The organism is Pelomicrobium sp. P1, assembly GCF_052805615.1.
This window is the reverse complement of record NZ_JBRBEM010000001.1, coordinates 315289-329460: the sequence shown is the minus strand read 5'-3', so window position 1 is coordinate 329460 and position 14172 is coordinate 315289. Positions and strand designations below refer to the sequence as shown.

General features: G+C 65.5%; 13 protein-coding genes and 1 pseudogene. All 14 read left to right on the top strand.

Going from position 1 to position 14172, the window contains the following annotated elements; translation table 11 throughout:
- The first annotated feature begins 9 nt into the window (after positions 1-9).
- The 14 genes and pseudogenes from ACUVYZ_RS01630 to ACUVYZ_RS01565 all read left to right on the top strand — a co-directional run bounded on the left by ACUVYZ_RS01630 (position 10) and on the right by ACUVYZ_RS01565 (position 13657).
- The gene (locus ACUVYZ_RS01630; RefSeq protein WP_439932687.1) at positions 10-882 is read left to right on the top strand and encodes a class I SAM-dependent methyltransferase; all 873 of its coding nucleotides are present in this window, start codon (positions 10-12) and stop codon (positions 880-882) included.
- A gap of 108 nt (positions 883-990) precedes the next feature.
- Positions 991-1338 carry a hypothetical protein gene (locus tag ACUVYZ_RS01625; RefSeq protein ID WP_439932686.1) on the top strand — a complete coding sequence of 116 codons (348 nt, stop codon included), beginning with the start codon at positions 991-993 and terminating at the stop codon, positions 1336-1338.
- Positions 1339-1361: 23 nt separating this feature from the next.
- Positions 1362-2219, top strand: a complete 858-nt coding sequence (locus tag ACUVYZ_RS01620; RefSeq protein ID WP_439932685.1) for a response regulator transcription factor — start codon at positions 1362-1364, stop codon at positions 2217-2219.
- Complete coding sequence (locus ACUVYZ_RS01615) at positions 2212-3783, top strand: sensor histidine kinase (protein WP_439932684.1); 1572 nt, start codon at positions 2212-2214, stop codon at positions 3781-3783. The genes ACUVYZ_RS01620 and ACUVYZ_RS01615 overlap by 8 nt, the downstream gene beginning before the upstream one ends.
- Positions 3784-3923: 140 nt before the next feature.
- Positions 3924-4178: an SHOCT domain-containing protein gene (locus tag ACUVYZ_RS01610; protein ID WP_439932683.1), complete on the top strand. Its 255-nt coding sequence runs from the start codon at positions 3924-3926 to the stop codon at positions 4176-4178.
- A 117-nt stretch (positions 4179-4295) separates the two neighbouring features.
- Positions 4296-4745: a hypothetical protein gene (locus ACUVYZ_RS01605; protein WP_439932682.1), complete on the top strand. Its 450-nt coding sequence runs from the start codon at positions 4296-4298 to the stop codon at positions 4743-4745.
- Between the two features lie 273 nt (positions 4746-5018).
- Entirely contained in the window at positions 5019-5228 is a 210-nt protein-coding gene (locus tag ACUVYZ_RS01600) for a DUF2933 domain-containing protein (RefSeq protein WP_439932681.1), read from the top strand.
- Entirely contained in the window at positions 5225-5893 is a 669-nt protein-coding gene (locus tag ACUVYZ_RS01595) for a methyltransferase family protein (protein ID WP_439932680.1), read from the top strand. Before ACUVYZ_RS01600 ends, ACUVYZ_RS01595 begins: the two co-directional genes overlap by 4 nt.
- A gap of 52 nt (positions 5894-5945) precedes the next feature.
- Positions 5946-7133: a thiolase family protein gene (locus ACUVYZ_RS01590; protein WP_439932679.1), complete on the top strand. Its 1188-nt coding sequence runs from the start codon at positions 5946-5948 to the stop codon at positions 7131-7133.
- Positions 7134-7151: 18 nt separating this feature from the next.
- Positions 7152-7943 (top strand): hypothetical protein, encoded by a 792-nt coding sequence (locus ACUVYZ_RS01585; RefSeq protein ID WP_439932678.1) that lies wholly within the window; start codon positions 7152-7154, stop codon positions 7941-7943.
- Positions 7940-10363, top strand: coding sequence for a heavy metal translocating P-type ATPase (locus ACUVYZ_RS01580; protein ID WP_439932677.1), 2424 nt, complete (start codon positions 7940-7942; stop codon positions 10361-10363). The genes ACUVYZ_RS01585 and ACUVYZ_RS01580 overlap by 4 nt, the downstream gene beginning before the upstream one ends.
- A gap of 56 nt (positions 10364-10419) precedes the next feature.
- On the top strand, positions 10420-12186 hold the full coding sequence (locus ACUVYZ_RS01575) for a DUF3141 domain-containing protein (RefSeq protein WP_439932676.1): 1767 nt from the start codon (positions 10420-10422) through the stop codon (positions 12184-12186).
- Between the two features lie 183 nt (positions 12187-12369).
- Positions 12370-12453 (top strand): annotated as a pseudogene (locus tag ACUVYZ_RS01570) (enoyl-ACP reductase FabI); the annotation flags it as partial.
- Between the two features lie 31 nt (positions 12454-12484).
- Positions 12485-13657 carry an MFS transporter gene (locus tag ACUVYZ_RS01565; protein ID WP_439932675.1) on the top strand — a complete coding sequence of 391 codons (1173 nt, stop codon included), beginning with the start codon at positions 12485-12487 and terminating at the stop codon, positions 13655-13657.
- Positions 13658-14172 lie beyond the last annotated feature (515 nt).

The window sequence follows — 14172 nt, the reverse complement described above, 5'->3', positions numbered from 1 at the left end:
GGCGTTCCGATGGAAAAACGCTCTTCCGCGAACCGCTGGGCCTGGATTTGCCCTCCTCTGGCGCTGGCGCTGGTCTCCATGGTGCTCATGTGGTGGGGCTTTACCCTCTTGACGGCCCTTCTGATCGCGCTGCTCCTGGTGTGCCCGGCGCTCATGCTCTGGGGCCTGATCGTCGCCCGCCGCCTGCCCGATGTTGAGCGGCACGCAGCGCAACGAACGCGGGGGATGACTCTCAACTGGCTCGCCCCTGTCTATGACCCGTACTGCCGGGCGGTCGGTTTGGGCGCCCCATTCCGGGAGGAAACGCTTCGTTACGCCGGGCCCAGACCCGGGGAACGGATCCTTGACGTGGGCTGCGGTACCGGGGTGCTCACCCGCCTTGCGGCGCGGGCGGTCGGTCCGTCGGGGTCCGCCGTGGGAATAGACCCCGCGCCGGCGATGATCGCCGTGGCGCGGGAGAACGCCCAGTCGGAAGGGAGCGCGGCGGAGTTCCGGGTCGCTTCCATCGAGCGACTGCCCTTCCCAGACGCGAGCTTCGACCTGGTTCTGGCGAGCCTCATGCTCCATCACTTGCCGCCAGACGTGAAACGCATGGGGCTGAAAGAGGTTTACCGGGTGCTAAAGCCCGGAGGGCGCCTGGTGATCGTCGATTTCGACCGCCCGGGGGGTCTCTGGTGGTGGCTTGCGGTGTGGCCGTTCCTGTTGCTGCCCATGACCGCAGACAATTTGCGGGGATTGATTCCCCGCTATGCGGAGGAAGCGGGTTTCGAACCGGTGAAGCTCCTGGGGCGCCGGGCGCAGTTGCTGAGCTTTTGGGCGGCGACGAAGCCCGTGTTGCAGGCCGCGGGACATCCCGGCAATTTCCACGCCGCTTTCCCGTGACGATTTCGTTACCAATGCAGCGGAAAATGGGCACCGTCAGGCAGGCGAAAACGCGGATGTGCGCGAAGCGCCCCTGCACACTGTAGCTCAACTTACGGAGGTATCATCATGTCGCAAAGACCGACCCTGAAAAGCCTGATTTCCGCCCTCGGCCTGGTTGCCGCCTTCTCCACCGGCGTCGCGATGGCATCATCCCTCGATGACGAAAGGGTCAAAACGGACGGCAACGCCTACGCGATCGGCGCCCCGGGGCTCGTTGAAAAGGGGCCCATCGCCGGCCTGGGGGCTGCCAAATTCGCCAAGGACCTCGAGCACGAGCTTTCGAAGACCGACGGCAGCGATCACCCGTACGGCGGGTATCCAAAGGCTGCTGGCGGACGAGTCGCAAACCCGCAGCTCGAGCACTTCCGGCGCCAGACGGATGGTGAGTTCCACCCGCTTCCGGTGGCGAACTGACGGCCCCGCCCCTGAAAAAGCCCTTGGCCGCGGCGGAGCGCGGCGGCCAAGGGCCGGACAGACCGATGCCTATTTCGAAGCATTCCGGTCCTGAGTGGAACGACGGCCCTGCCCTGCGGGCACCCCGTACCGCCGGGGCTGATCGAGAGGAACAGGCGATGACCCGCAGCGTGCTGGTCATCGAAGACCATCAGAACATCGCCCGATTGGTGAAGCTTCATCTCGAAGACTTCGGTTGCCGCGTGGAGCTCGCCTACGACGGCCCCACCGGGCTGGCCCGGGGGCGGGCGGGAGACTTCGACCTGATCGTGCTGGATCTGAGCCTTCCCGCCTTGGACGGGCTTGAGGTCTGCCGCCGGCTTCGCGAAGAGCGGATTTATACCCCCATCCTCATGCTCACTGCCCGCTCTGGAGAAGACGACCGCGTTACCGGGCTGGAAGCGGGGGCGGACGACTATCTGGCCAAGCCTTTCAGCATCGCGGAATTCATGGCTCGGGTAAAGGCCATATTCCGGCGCAGCGAAATATACCAGCCGCGCAATGGCCGCGAATCCGTCCCCTTGCGATTCGGCGAGCTCGAAATCGACGAGCTCAAGCGCACCGTCACCGTGGCCGGCCGCGAAATCCCGATGGCCCCCAAGGAATTCGAATTGCTCCTGCTCCTTGCGCGGAATCCAGGCCGCGTCTTCACCCGGGCCCAGATCTTGGATGTCGTGTGGAGTTACGACTACACGGGGTACGACACCACGGTCAAGTCCCACATCAACCGCATACGGGCCAAGATCGAGCGTGACCCCGCCAATCCCCGTTACATCCTGACCGCATGGGGAACGGGGTACAAATTCTCGGATGCCGATCCGGAAAAGGATGATCTTGTTTAATACGCTTTTTCGCAAACTAGCCGCGGTCATCGTCGGGATCAGCCTGATCCTGGCGATGCTCGAGTTGCTGGTGCTGCGGGCCTACCACGAACACTATCACCTGGAGGCGCGCCAGCAGGTCAACGCGGGACTGGCCCAGCGTCTCGTCAGCGAACGGCGTCTTCCGCTATCTGGCGACCGAAGCGTGGTCGAAAGCGCGCTGCGCTCGCTTACCTCGGTCAATCCATCTATCGACGTCTACCTTGTCGCCGGCGACGGAACGATCCTGGCGGGTTCAACCCCTGGGGACGCCCTGATGGCCGCGACCATCGACATCGATCCGCTCAACGCGTTCGTCGCGGGAACCGCCCGCTTTCCGATCCTGGCTGACGATCCGCGGGACCCTGCCCATCCGAAGATCTTTTCCGCTGCCCGGATCCCGGGCCTGGAGAACGGGTCCGTCTTTCTGTACGTGCTGCTGCGGGGCGAAGAGCAGGATGCCGCAGCCGCCGGCGTCAAAAGGTCCCATGCCTACCGGGAATGGGCCCTCTATCTCGTTGCAGGAACGCTCCTGGCGGCGGCCGCGGGATTGATCCTGATACGGATATTGACGGCCCCTTTGCGCCGCCTCGTCGCCGCGATGAACCAGCTCCACGCGCAACTCGCGACCCCCGAGGGACCCGAATGCGCCCCAAAATCCCTTCCCAGGAGCCGCGACGAGGTCGGAGATCTCTCCAAGATTTTCGCCCAGATGGCCGAACGAATCCGCTCCCAGATGACTCGCCTGAAGGAGACCGACGTCGTAAGGCGGGAAATCCTGACCCATATCGCCCATGACCTGCGCACCCCGCTGGCGTCACTGCGGGGCTACCTGGAGACCCTGTCCGCCAAGCCCCATCTTCCCGAAGCCGACAGGCAGCGTTACATCGGGATCGCGGCGCAGGAGGCCGGTCATTTGAGCTACCTCGTGGATCGCCTGTTTGAGCTGGCCCGGCTCGAATCGCCGGATGCCCGAATCGTCCGCGAGCCGTTCGACCTCTCCGAGCTGATCGGCGAGGCGCTCCACAAGGTCGGCGGCACCGCAGCGAAGCGGGGTGTGCGCCTCGAAGCTGCGCCATCGGCGAGCGAAATCGACGTCGTGGGCGATCCCCGGCTTATTGAGCGAGTCCTGGTCAACCTGTTGCAAAACGCGATTAGGCACACTCCCAGCGGGGGAAGCGTCGCCGTACACGCGTCGAACGAGGGATCCGCCATCCGCATCGAAGTGGCGGATACCGGTTGTGGAATCGCACCGGAGGATCTTCCCCGCATATTCGACAAGTTTTATGTCGGCCGGCGTACCCCAGGTGAATCCCGGGACGGAAGCGGGCTGGGACTCGCGATCGTAAAGCGGATACTCGACCTCCATGGTCAAAGCATCGAGGTCGAAAGCCGTGTTGGACAAGGCAGCGTGTTCCGCTTTCGCCTCCCCAAGCTTGCGATAGCCGGGCAGACCGATGGATCAACTCACGGGATCGTGAAGCAAGCTCGCCCGGAGGATCCGCGCCCGTTTCCGATCGAGAAAGCGAACCTCGATTCATCGTAAAAGACGATGCCCGAAAAGACCCGCCTTGCTGCGGAGCTCGCCTGCGCAGCAAGGTTTCCGTGAAAGGACGGAAGGTCAAACGTCAGGCACGGATACGCTGCATGGAATGAAATCTGAATCAACGACTCGCAGGAGAAGCCATGATGTGGGGTGGATACGACGGATACGGATGGGGCTGGGGCATGGGGTTCGGCATGATCAGCATGGTGCTTTTCTGGGTGCTGGTCATCCTCGGCATCGTGATCCTGGTGAAGTGGATCGCGGCGGGTTCTTCAAGCGGCGGCGGCAGCGCGCCGCGGGAGAAAACCGCGCTCGATATCCTCAAGGAGCGCTACGCCCGCGGGGAAATCGACCGCGAGGAGTTCGAGCAGAAGAAGCGCGACCTCGCGGGTTGAACCGCATCCCGGAAGCTGGCGAGCGGGGCGTCGAATGCCCGGTGCGCCCGCTCCGCCATCAAGGAAAACCACGGATCCAGGGACGAAGCCATGCCAGTCAGAACAAGGAGGACCGTCATGAAACCCGCAACTTTTCCAGTGAGGGTGCTGGCCGCGGTCGCCGCGTTCACCCTCTCCACCTATGCCGGCGCCGCGCACAATCCGCAACACGCAACGGCCGATGGTCTCGAGATCTACTACGGGGTTCTCCCCGCGGCGATGGTGCGCGGGCACGAGAAAGAACACAGCGGGAAACCGCAAGCGTCCAGGGACTTCCACGTCGTGGTGACTCTCTTCGACAAAGCCACTGGCCGCCGCATCACCGAAGCAAAAGTCGCGGCCCGGATCGCCGAGGTCGGCCTTGCCGGGGAAGAGAAGTCCCTCGAGCTGATGAAAGTCAACGAGGCGATGAGCTTCGGAAATTATTTCAGGATGTCCGGTCCTGGACCTCACCGGATCGAGTTGTCCATCCGGCTCCCTGGCGCCCATCGACCGATTCAGGCTCGATTCGAATACCGGCAACCATGAAAGGCACGTTGCGTCGTTTCAAAATCCCCTGCCGGGACGCCCACCTGGCGCGTCCCGGCGGGTCCACGCGGCCGGCGCCCCTCGCACCCGCGGAACGTGGTCTCGATCAAGGAACGCGAAACAAGAGAGAAAGCTTAGATGAATCTGAGAAGTTTCATGGGTAACCTTTTTACTGCTCCCCACCATTACCGGGCTTCCTATAAATAACCGCCTGAAGGCATGTCTATGGCTTCCGAACACCCCTCCAGCCCGCAGCCAACGGGGAAGTCCCGCGTGAACTGGGTCCTGCTCGGCTTCATCGCCGTGGCGGCCTTTTTCCTGTTCACCGAGCATCGAGCTCACCTGCTGGGCGTGCTTCCTTTTCTGATCCTGCTCGCTTGCCCGCTGCTCCATCTCTTCATGCACAGAGGACACGGCGGGCACGGTTCCCACAGGCATGACACGCCGTCGCGCCGCGGTCCGAATTCTGGAGACACAACATGACCGAACCGGCTTCAGCGCCCGCCTACGGCCTGTGGGCGCTGGTGATCATCAATTCCCTGGTGTTCATCATTTTCGCCTTCAGTTTCTTCAAGCCGCGCACGGGCCGCGACTGGCGCTCGTTCGGCGCGTATTCGGCGTTCATCGTGGCGCTGTTCACCGAGATGTACGGCTTTCCGCTCACGATCTACTTCCTCTCGGGCTGGCTGCAGAGCCGCTATCCCGGCGTCGACTGGTTCTCGCACGATGCCGGGCATCTGCTCGAAGTGCTGTTCGGCTGGAAGGCCAACCCCCACTTCGGCCCGTTCCACATTCTCAGCAATCTCCTCATCTTCGCCGGCTTCATCCTGCTGGCGAGGGCCTGGAAGGTGCTGTATGAGGCCCAACAGGCAGGCAACCTGGCCACCACCGGGCCCTATGCCTACGTGCGCCATCCCCAGTACGTCGCCTTCGTGCTGATCATGTTCGGTTTCCTTTTGCAGTGGCCGACGATCCTGACGCTTGTCATGTTCCCGGTGCTGGTATGGATGTACGTGCGCCTCGCCCGTCACGAGGAACGGGAAGTGCTGGCGGAATTCGGCGACGCTTATGCCCGCTACCGCGACAGCACGCCCGCCTTCATCCCGAAGCTCGGCAGTTTGTTGAAGGCCGGAAGCAAAAGCCCATGAGCAGCGCTGGCTTCGCCGTTTCGAAAACGTCACTTTTCATGGAGAACAGAAAATGCCGAACAGAGAAGTCGTGCTTTGCGCCCCGGTCCGTACCGCCATCGGCACCTACGGGGGCTCATTGAAATCGGTCCCCGTGGCCGAGCTCGGGGCGGTGGCGATCCGCGAGAGCCTCGCCCGCGCCGGCCTTGCCCCGGAAGCGGTGGAAACGGTGGTATTGGGTCAGGTGATCCAGGCCGGCGCCAAGATGAACCCGGCGCGCCAGGCGGCGGTTAGCGCCGGGCTCCCCGTCGGCGTCCCGGCGATGACCGTCAACCGCGTGTGCGGCTCCGGCGCCCAAGCCATCGCCTCGGCGGCCGCCGAAATCATGGCCGGCGCCGCGCGCTGCGCCATCGCCGGCGGCATGGAGAACATGGATCAGGCGCCTTACCTGATAAGCAATGGCCGCTGGGGCTATCGCATGGGGGACGCCACGATTCACGACAGCATGCTGTACGACGGCCTGAACGACGCCTTTTCTTCCCAGCACTCCGGCTGGCACACCGAGGACCTGGCGGCGAAGTCCGGCATCGGCCGCGAGGCCCAGGACCGCTGGGCGCTGCGCTCCCAGAGCCGCTTCGCTGCCGCCCAGGCCGCGGGCAAGTTCAAGGACGAGATCGTTCCCGTGGAGGTGCCCGGCCGGAAAGGCCCAGAGGTGTTCGCAACCGACGAGCACAACCGCCCGGACACGACGCTGGAGTCCCTTTCCAAGCTCAAGCCCGCGTTCCGCAAGAACGGCACCATCACCGCCGGCAACGCCCCGGGCCTGAACAGTGGCGCGGCGGCTATGATCGTGGCGGAGCGAGGGTTCGCCGAGGAGAAGGGCATCGCGCCCGTAGCCCGGCTCGTGTCCTACGGCGTCGGTGCCGTGGAGCCGGGCATGTTCGGTCTGGGCCCCGTGCCCGCGATGCGCCGGGCGCTGGCCCAGGCCGGCTGGAAACTGGGCGACATCGAACGCATCGAAATCAACGAGGCCTTCGCCGCCATCGCCATCGCGCTGGTGCGGGAACTCGGTCTGGCCGAAGACATCGTCAACGTGGAAGGCGGCGCCATCGCCCATGGGCACCCGATCGGCGCGACCGGCGCAATCCTGACCACGCGGCTCCTGCACTCGATGCGGCGCGACGGGCTCAAGCGCGGCGTGGTGACGCTGTGCATCGGCGGCGGCCAGGGCATCGCGCTGGCGATCGAAATGCTCGCTTGAAGCGGGGCGTGGATCGCCATGTCAAAGACCTCGGCGGCGCGCGGATACCACGACTGCCCCTTGAGCGAGAAGCTGCTCTACAGCGCGTTCCTGGTCGTGGCGGGCATCGGCTACCTGCTGGCCATGACCTATCTCTACCTCAGCCATGCGGGCCACGATGGAAAGCCCGGCCTGTCGATCGAAGACATCGTGTTCAACTATTACGGTAACCGCAGCGGCACCCGGCTCGAAGCGGCGATCCGCGGACCGATGGCCGGGTATATGCGGCCCGAGGAGCGGCACCATGTCGTCGCCTGGCTCAAGTCCGGCGCCACAGAGAAGGGCTTCAAAGAGAACGTGTGGCCCATCCTGCAGAAGAACTGCATCGCCTGCCACAGCCCCCGATCCGGACTAAAGGTCCCCGACCTGTCCAGCTTCGACGGGGTGCGGCAGGTGGCGGCGGTGGATACGGGCGAGTCGCTGGGGACGCTGGTGAAGCTTTCGCACATCCACCTGTTCGGCATCAGCCTGCTCCTTCTCGGCGTGGGAATGATATTCCGTCGGGCGTCGCTTCCGGATTGGCTCCGCGGGACGCTCATGCTGCTGCCGTTTGCCGCCATGCTCGCCGATATCGGCTCCTGGTTCCTGGCCAAGTGGGACCCGGTCTACGCCTACACGGTCGTGATCGGCGGCGCGCTGCTTGGGCTCGCTCTGGCCGCCCAGATTTTGATTTCCCTCTTTCAGATCTGGTTCCTCGGGTCCCCGCCCGAGCGCGAGGAACGCGCGGAAGCGTCCGGAAGATTTCTGGGCAACGAAAGGAAAGCGGTATGAAGACCAGCGTCATCGAAGTTGGCGACCTGCTCTCGGCGCTGAGCGCCCGCGGCGTGGAGAAGCAACTGAGGCGCCTGCCCGGCGTGATCCGGGCCGAGGTGAATTGCGTCTCGGGTAGCGCCACCGTGGCATACGACGAGACGGTAACCAGCCTCAAGGCCATCAAGGCCAAGGTGCGCGAGTGCGGCTACCACTGCGCCGGGGAGATGGTGCCCAAGCACGTGTGCAAGCCTGAAGACCCGCCGTCGCCGGCTGCGCTGGCGCCGCCGGCGTTGGGCCCTGGGCATGGCGCCCACGCCGGGCATGCACGCCACGTCGAGCCTGCTGCACCGCCCAAGCCGGTGGCCGAGCACGCCGAGCACGCCGTGGAAGCCATGGCGCATGAGATGGGCCACGGCGAAGGCCACGACATGCAGGCCATGGCGCGCGACATGCGCAACCGCTTCTGGGTGGCGTTCGCCTTCACCCTGCTGATCCTTCCGTATTCCCCCATGGGTTTGGACATCGAGCCGCTCAAGCCGCCGTTCGGGCTCGCTCTGGACCAGTGGCTGTTCATCCCCGCCAGCGCCGCCGTGCTGTGGCCGAGCTGGCCGTTCTTCGTCGCCGCTTGGCGCGCCCTCAGGAACGGCGTACTCAACATGGCGGTGCTGGTCGTTCTTTCCGTGGGCACCGGATACGTGTTCAGCGTCGGCTCGACGTTCTTTTTCGAGGGCGTGCAGTTCTACGAGGCGGTGGCGGTACTGCTGGTTTTCATCCTGCTCGGTCATTGGCTGGAGATGCGTGCGCGGGCGGGGGCGAACGATGCGATCCGGGCGCTGATGGATCTCGCGCCGCCGATGGCAAACGTCGTCCGGGAGGGGCGCGAGGTGCAGATCCCGACGGCCGAGGTGGTCGTGGGCGACATCGTCGTCGTGCGACCGGGCGATAAAATCCCGGTGGACGGCGAGGTGATCGAGGGCGAGTCCCTGGTGGACGAATCGATGCTCACCGGCGAATCGATGCCGGTGAAGAAGAGCGTCGGCAGCCAGGTCGCCGGCGCGACCATCAACAAGAGCGGCAGCTTCCGTTACCGCGCCACCAGGGTCGGCGCCGAGACGGCGCTCGCGCAGATCGTCAAGCTGGTGCAGGAAGCGCAGAACTCCAAGGCGCCGGCCCAGCTCCTCGCCGACAAGGCGTCCCAATGGCTGGTGCTGATCGCGGTCGTGATCGGGCTCCTCACCTTCGTCGCCTGGTACTGGTGGATCGGACAGTCCCTGCTCTTCGCGCTCACGCTCACCATCACCGTATTCGTCATCGCGTGTCCGGATGCGCTGGGTCTGGCGACGCCGATGGCGGTGATGATCGGCACCGGGCGTGGCGCGCGCCACGGCATCCTGATCAAGAACGCTTCGGCCCTGGAGAACGCGACCAAGCTCGACGTCGTCATCTTCGACAAGACGGGCACGCTCACCCAAGGCAAGCCCGAGGTGGTCGATGTCGCTGCGGCCGCGGGGCGCACCCCGGACGAAGTGCTCTCGCTCGCCGCGGCCGTGGAAAAGCACTCCGAGCACCCGCTTGCGCACGCGATCCTGGAGCGCGCGGGGAAGAACGACTTGGCGCTGAGCGCCGGGCGATTCACGAACGTGGACGGCATGGGCGCCAAGGCGGTGGTGGACGGCGATCCGGTGCTGATCGGTAACCGGCGGCTGATGGACGCCGAGCGCGTGGACATGGCGGGCATGGAAGCAAAGGCTTCCGAGATGCAGGGCGCCGGACGGACCGTGGTCCACGTCGCACGGGCTGGCAAGCTGTGGGGGCTCATTGCCATCGCCGACGCGCCTCGTCCCACCGCAGCGGCGACCGTCCGGGATCTGCGCGCCCGGGGCGTGAAGGTCGCCATGCTGACCGGAGACAATCAGGCCACCGCGGAGCGTATTGCCAAGGAGCTCGGCATCGACATCGTGCTGGCCGAGGTGCTGCCAGGCCAGAAGGCGGACGAGGTGAAGAAGCTCCAGGCCCAGGGCAACCGGGTGGGGATGGTCGGCGACGGGATCAACGACGCCCCCGCCCTCACCCAGGCCGACGTGGGCTTCGCCATCGGCGCCGGCACCGACGTGGCAATGGAAAGCGCCGACGTGGTGTTGATGAGGAGCGACCCGTACGACGTGGTCGCGGCGATCGAGCTTTCCCGCCACACCTTGCGCAAGATGCACCAGAACCTGTGGTGGGCGGTAGGCTATAACGTGGTGGCGTTCCCGATCGCCGCCGGCGTCTTTTATCCCCTCACCATCAGCCCGGAGATCGCCGCCCTCGCCATGTCCGGCAGCTCGCTGATCGTGGCGGTGAACGCGCTCATGCTGAAGCGGGCGAAACTGGCCGGTTTCGGCGAGCCGTCGGCCCCGGCGATTCCCGTGACCGCGGCCGCGCATTCGCATCGTTGAGCGGCGGAACCCGGGTTATGCAATGCCCAGCGATCCCCGACACACAACCCAAGGAGATGGCAATGGCAACCACCGTCAAGAAAACAGCGGTTAAATCCGCTTCCCAGCCGGTGCCGGCGACGCCTCCCGCCCCAGGTGAGACTCCGGTGGCGGCCCAGACCCCCTCCACGCCCCTCTCGCCCCCGAATCTGCTGGAAGAGGCCTGGCGCTACCAGGTGGACCTGTGGCAGCGCAGCCTGCTGTTCCTGGACACGCTGCGCGAACGGGCGAACGACATGCTGGCCCACGAGCAGGCGGGCCTGCCGCCCGTGCTCGACTTCGACTACGAGACGATCCTGGACGCCCGGCGCTTCGAGCAGCCGGCAAATTACGCCCTCCTGCGCATTACCGGCGCCGGTACCGACCGGCTGGAAGAGTGCGTGGACGAGGCGAAGCGCCCGGTCATCATCATTGACCCGCGCGCCGGTCACGGTCCCGGTATCGGCGGCTTCAAGCGCGATTCAGAGGTGGGCATGGCGCTGCACGAAGGCCACCCGGTCTACTTCGTGATCTTCTTTCCCGAGCCGTGCCCGGGACAGACGCTCGCCGACGTGCTCCACGCCCTGCGCCGTTTCGTGGAAGAAGTGAGCCGCCGTCACGGCGGAAAAGCGCCGGCCCTCTACGGCAATTGCCAGGCGGGCTGGGCAGTGACGCTGCTCTCCGCCGATTGCGAAGGGCTGGTGGGGCCGGCGGTGCTCAACGGCTCTCCCCTTTCCTACTGGGCGGGGGAGTCCGACGTCAACCCCATGCGGCTTGCCGGCGGCTTTGTCGGCGGCGCCTGGCTGGCCCACTTTCTCGCCGACCTGGGCGACGGCCGCTTCGACGGCGCCTGGCTGGTGCAGAACTTCGAGAACCTGAAGCCCGCCAATGCCTTGTGGGACAAGTACTACCACCTGTTCGCCAACGTGGACGAGGAGCGGGAGCGCTTCCTCGACTTCGAGCGCTGGTGGAACGGGTTCTATTTCCTGAGCCGCGAGGAGATCGTGGCCATCGTGGAGAACCTCTTCATCGGCAACCAGCTCGAGCAGGGCACCATGCGCATCTGCGAGGGCTGCATTGCGGACTTGAAGCGCATCCGCAACCCCCTCGTGATCTTCGCCTCCCATGGGGACAACATCACGCCGCCCCATCAGGCGCTCAACTGGATCCCGACGGTCTATCCCACCACCGAGGCCCTCAAGGCGGCCGGGCAGCGCATCGTCTATCTCATCAACCCCCACGTGGGGCACCTCGGGATTTTCGTTTCGGCGAGCGTGGCCCGGCTGGAGCACCGGGCGATCCTGGAGAGCCTGGACGAGCTGGAAGCGCTCCCGCCGGGTCTCTACGAGATGAAGATCCTGAATCCCACCGGAGACCCCGACTGCCACAAGCCCCAGTACTCCGTGCGTTTCGAGGCGCGGGATATCGAGGATATCCGCTTCGACTACCCGCGCAGGGCATTCGAACGGGTGCGGGAGGTCTCCGAATTGAACGAGCGTCTGTACAGCGCCTTCCTCAGCCCCTGGGTCCAGGCGGCGGCGAACCCGCTGAGCGCCTTGTGGCTCAAGTGGATGCACCCCATGCGCACGAGCCGCTATCTCTTCTCGGAGAAGTTCAGTCCGTGGATGGCGGGCGTAGCTGCGCTGGAGCCGCTGGTGCGGCAGCAGCGCCAACCTCCGGGTGAGAACAACCCGTATGGGATGATAGAACGCGCGGCGAGCGCCCAGATATCGGCCACGCTGGACCTGTACCGTGCGATCAGAGACCAGGCCGTGGAACTCGCTTTCGGCAGGATCTACGGGTGAACCGGCAGCGTTTCGAGGCCTCGCCCGACCAGTACGCCGCCAAAGCCCCCGGCGAACGGCCCGTCGGAGGATCCAGCCATCATGGTCGCCGGCGTTCTGGCTGCTGAGGCTCGGTTCGACAGCTTGAGCGCCCGTTCGACACCTGCATCCGGCATGGAGTAAAACGATGCACCCGGGAAGTCTCAAGGGGAAAAAGGGCTCGTCGTGGGCATCGCCAATGAACGGAGCATCGCCTGGGGCTGCGCCAAAGCCTTTCGCGCTGGCGGGCGCTGGACGCCCCGGGACGCTCATCGTGCTCATGGCGACGGCATTTGCGGTAAGCATGGGCTACGGCGTCGCCATCCCCTTGCTGCCGGAGATCATCGAGCGCTTTTCGGACGGCAGTCGGGGTCTTCCGGCCGCCTGGTACGCGGGATTGCTGCCGGGGGCCTACACGGCCGCCCTCTTCGCCTTTGCCCCCGCGCTCGGAGCGCTTTCCGACCGCCTCGGGCGGAGGCCCATGATGCTAGGCGGTATGGCGGCGTATGCGCCAGCGCTCGCGCTGTTCGCCGCCGCCCCAACCCTGGCGGCTGCAATCGCGGCCCAGGTGCTGGCGGGAGTTGCCGCCGCCGCGGTCCTGCCCGCCGCGCTCACCGCCACCGGTGAAAGCGGCGAGCGTGATCAGGCTTTCCTGCGCCTGGCCTGGGTGAGCGCTGCTTCGCTGCTGGGATTCCTTGCCGGACCGGCGCTCGGAGGCTGGCTCGGAGACAGGCAGGAGAGTGGAATCGGGTTGCCTTTCCTGGTTGCGGCGGGCATCACCGCCCTCGCCGCGACGGGAGCGGCTGTCCTCGTCCCCGAGACAGCCCGTTGCCGCCAGCCGGACCCGGGAAAGAGACTCGGGCAGCCGCGTCGCAGCCACATCAAGCTCGCGATGGCGCTGGCGGTGACGGTCCTCGTGACTTACGGCCTGGGCTCCTTCGAAGTCGGCTTCTCCCTGTTCGGGGAAGCGCGTCTTGGCCTTGACCCTTCTCGGCTGGGACACCTGTTCGCGCTCTGCATGGCCGTCATGATTCCGGTCCAACTCGCGATCTTTCCCCGCCTCCTGCGAACCTTCCGCCCGACCCGGGTGAGCGCCGGAGCACTGGCGGCCTTGGGGATTGGCCTCGCCATGCTGCCCGTCGGGGAAAACGTCATGCTGGCGGCCGCAGCGATCGTCTTAATCGCCGCCGGGGCGGGTGTGCTCCTGCCGGCGCTGAGTTATTGGGTGTCGCTCGACGCCGCCCACGCCCCAGGAGCGGCGCTTGGAAAACAGGTGGCGGCGTTCAGTCTGGGACAAGCCCTGGGATCCGTGGCTGCGGGGGTGCTGTTCGAGGTCATGCCCTCGGCGCCATTCTGGGTCGCGGCGGCGCTGGCCTTGGTCGGGGCGCTGGCAGTTGCGAGCCCGGGCCGACGGACGGCGCTCGGGCTCTCGAAGCCGCCCCCACTCCCGTAGAGCAACGCGATGATGCACGACTTTTCCCCCGCTCCAGGCGGCCAGCACCGAGGCTGGTGCGCCGCGGCAGCCTCGATCATGATTTCGACTTGACGTAGATCAAACCGCCACCCGGTCGATGCTGCTACGTTGGCTACGATGTTCATTTATGACTTGAGAAATTCCATGATTCCCGCCCACCGGCTCGGCGCCGCGGCGGTGCCCGATGGCTTTTGGCAGAGGCCCGTTTGGAACGGTTGTATTCACCCTTGAGCCGTCGATCGTCTATACTGCCGCCGCCATGACCCGCCGCCTGAGGATCTGGATCGCCTCGCTGCTCATACTCTGGCTCCCGCTCGCCGGGACGCTGGCGAGCGCGGCTCCTGATGGCTTTCATGCCCATGCGGCGGCTTCTCCCGATTACGGCAGCCTTGACTCGAATCACCTGGACGGTTGCGACCGGGAGTCAGCTCCCGCCTCGCTCTTGTGCAATTGCCTGCTATGCCATTCCGGCGGCTTCTTGCACTCTGACGTTT

What these genes read in the sequence shown, in the direction of transcription:
- ACUVYZ_RS01595 (WP_439932680.1), top strand. Translation starts at nt 5,225, where the DNA reads ATGACCGAACCGGCTTCAGCGCCCGCCTACGGCCTGTGGGCGCTGGTG.
- ACUVYZ_RS01610 (WP_439932683.1), top strand. Translation starts at nt 3,924, where the DNA reads ATGATGTGGGGTGGATACGACGGATACGGATGGGGCTGGGGCATGGGG.
- ACUVYZ_RS01565 (WP_439932675.1), top strand. Translation starts at nt 12,485, where the DNA reads ATGGCGACGGCATTTGCGGTAAGCATGGGCTACGGCGTCGCCATCCCC.
- ACUVYZ_RS01590 (WP_439932679.1), top strand. Translation starts at nt 5,946, where the DNA reads ATGCCGAACAGAGAAGTCGTGCTTTGCGCCCCGGTCCGTACCGCCATC.
- ACUVYZ_RS01630 (WP_439932687.1), top strand. Translation starts at nt 10, where the DNA reads ATGGAAAAACGCTCTTCCGCGAACCGCTGGGCCTGGATTTGCCCTCCT.
- ACUVYZ_RS01580 (WP_439932677.1), top strand. Translation starts at nt 7,940, where the DNA reads ATGAAGACCAGCGTCATCGAAGTTGGCGACCTGCTCTCGGCGCTGAGC.
- ACUVYZ_RS01625 (WP_439932686.1), top strand. Translation starts at nt 991, where the DNA reads ATGTCGCAAAGACCGACCCTGAAAAGCCTGATTTCCGCCCTCGGCCTG.
- ACUVYZ_RS01575 (WP_439932676.1), top strand. Translation starts at nt 10,420, where the DNA reads ATGGCAATGGCAACCACCGTCAAGAAAACAGCGGTTAAATCCGCTTCC.
- ACUVYZ_RS01605 (WP_439932682.1), top strand. Translation starts at nt 4,296, where the DNA reads ATGAAACCCGCAACTTTTCCAGTGAGGGTGCTGGCCGCGGTCGCCGCG.
- ACUVYZ_RS01585 (WP_439932678.1), top strand. Translation starts at nt 7,152, where the DNA reads ATGTCAAAGACCTCGGCGGCGCGCGGATACCACGACTGCCCCTTGAGC.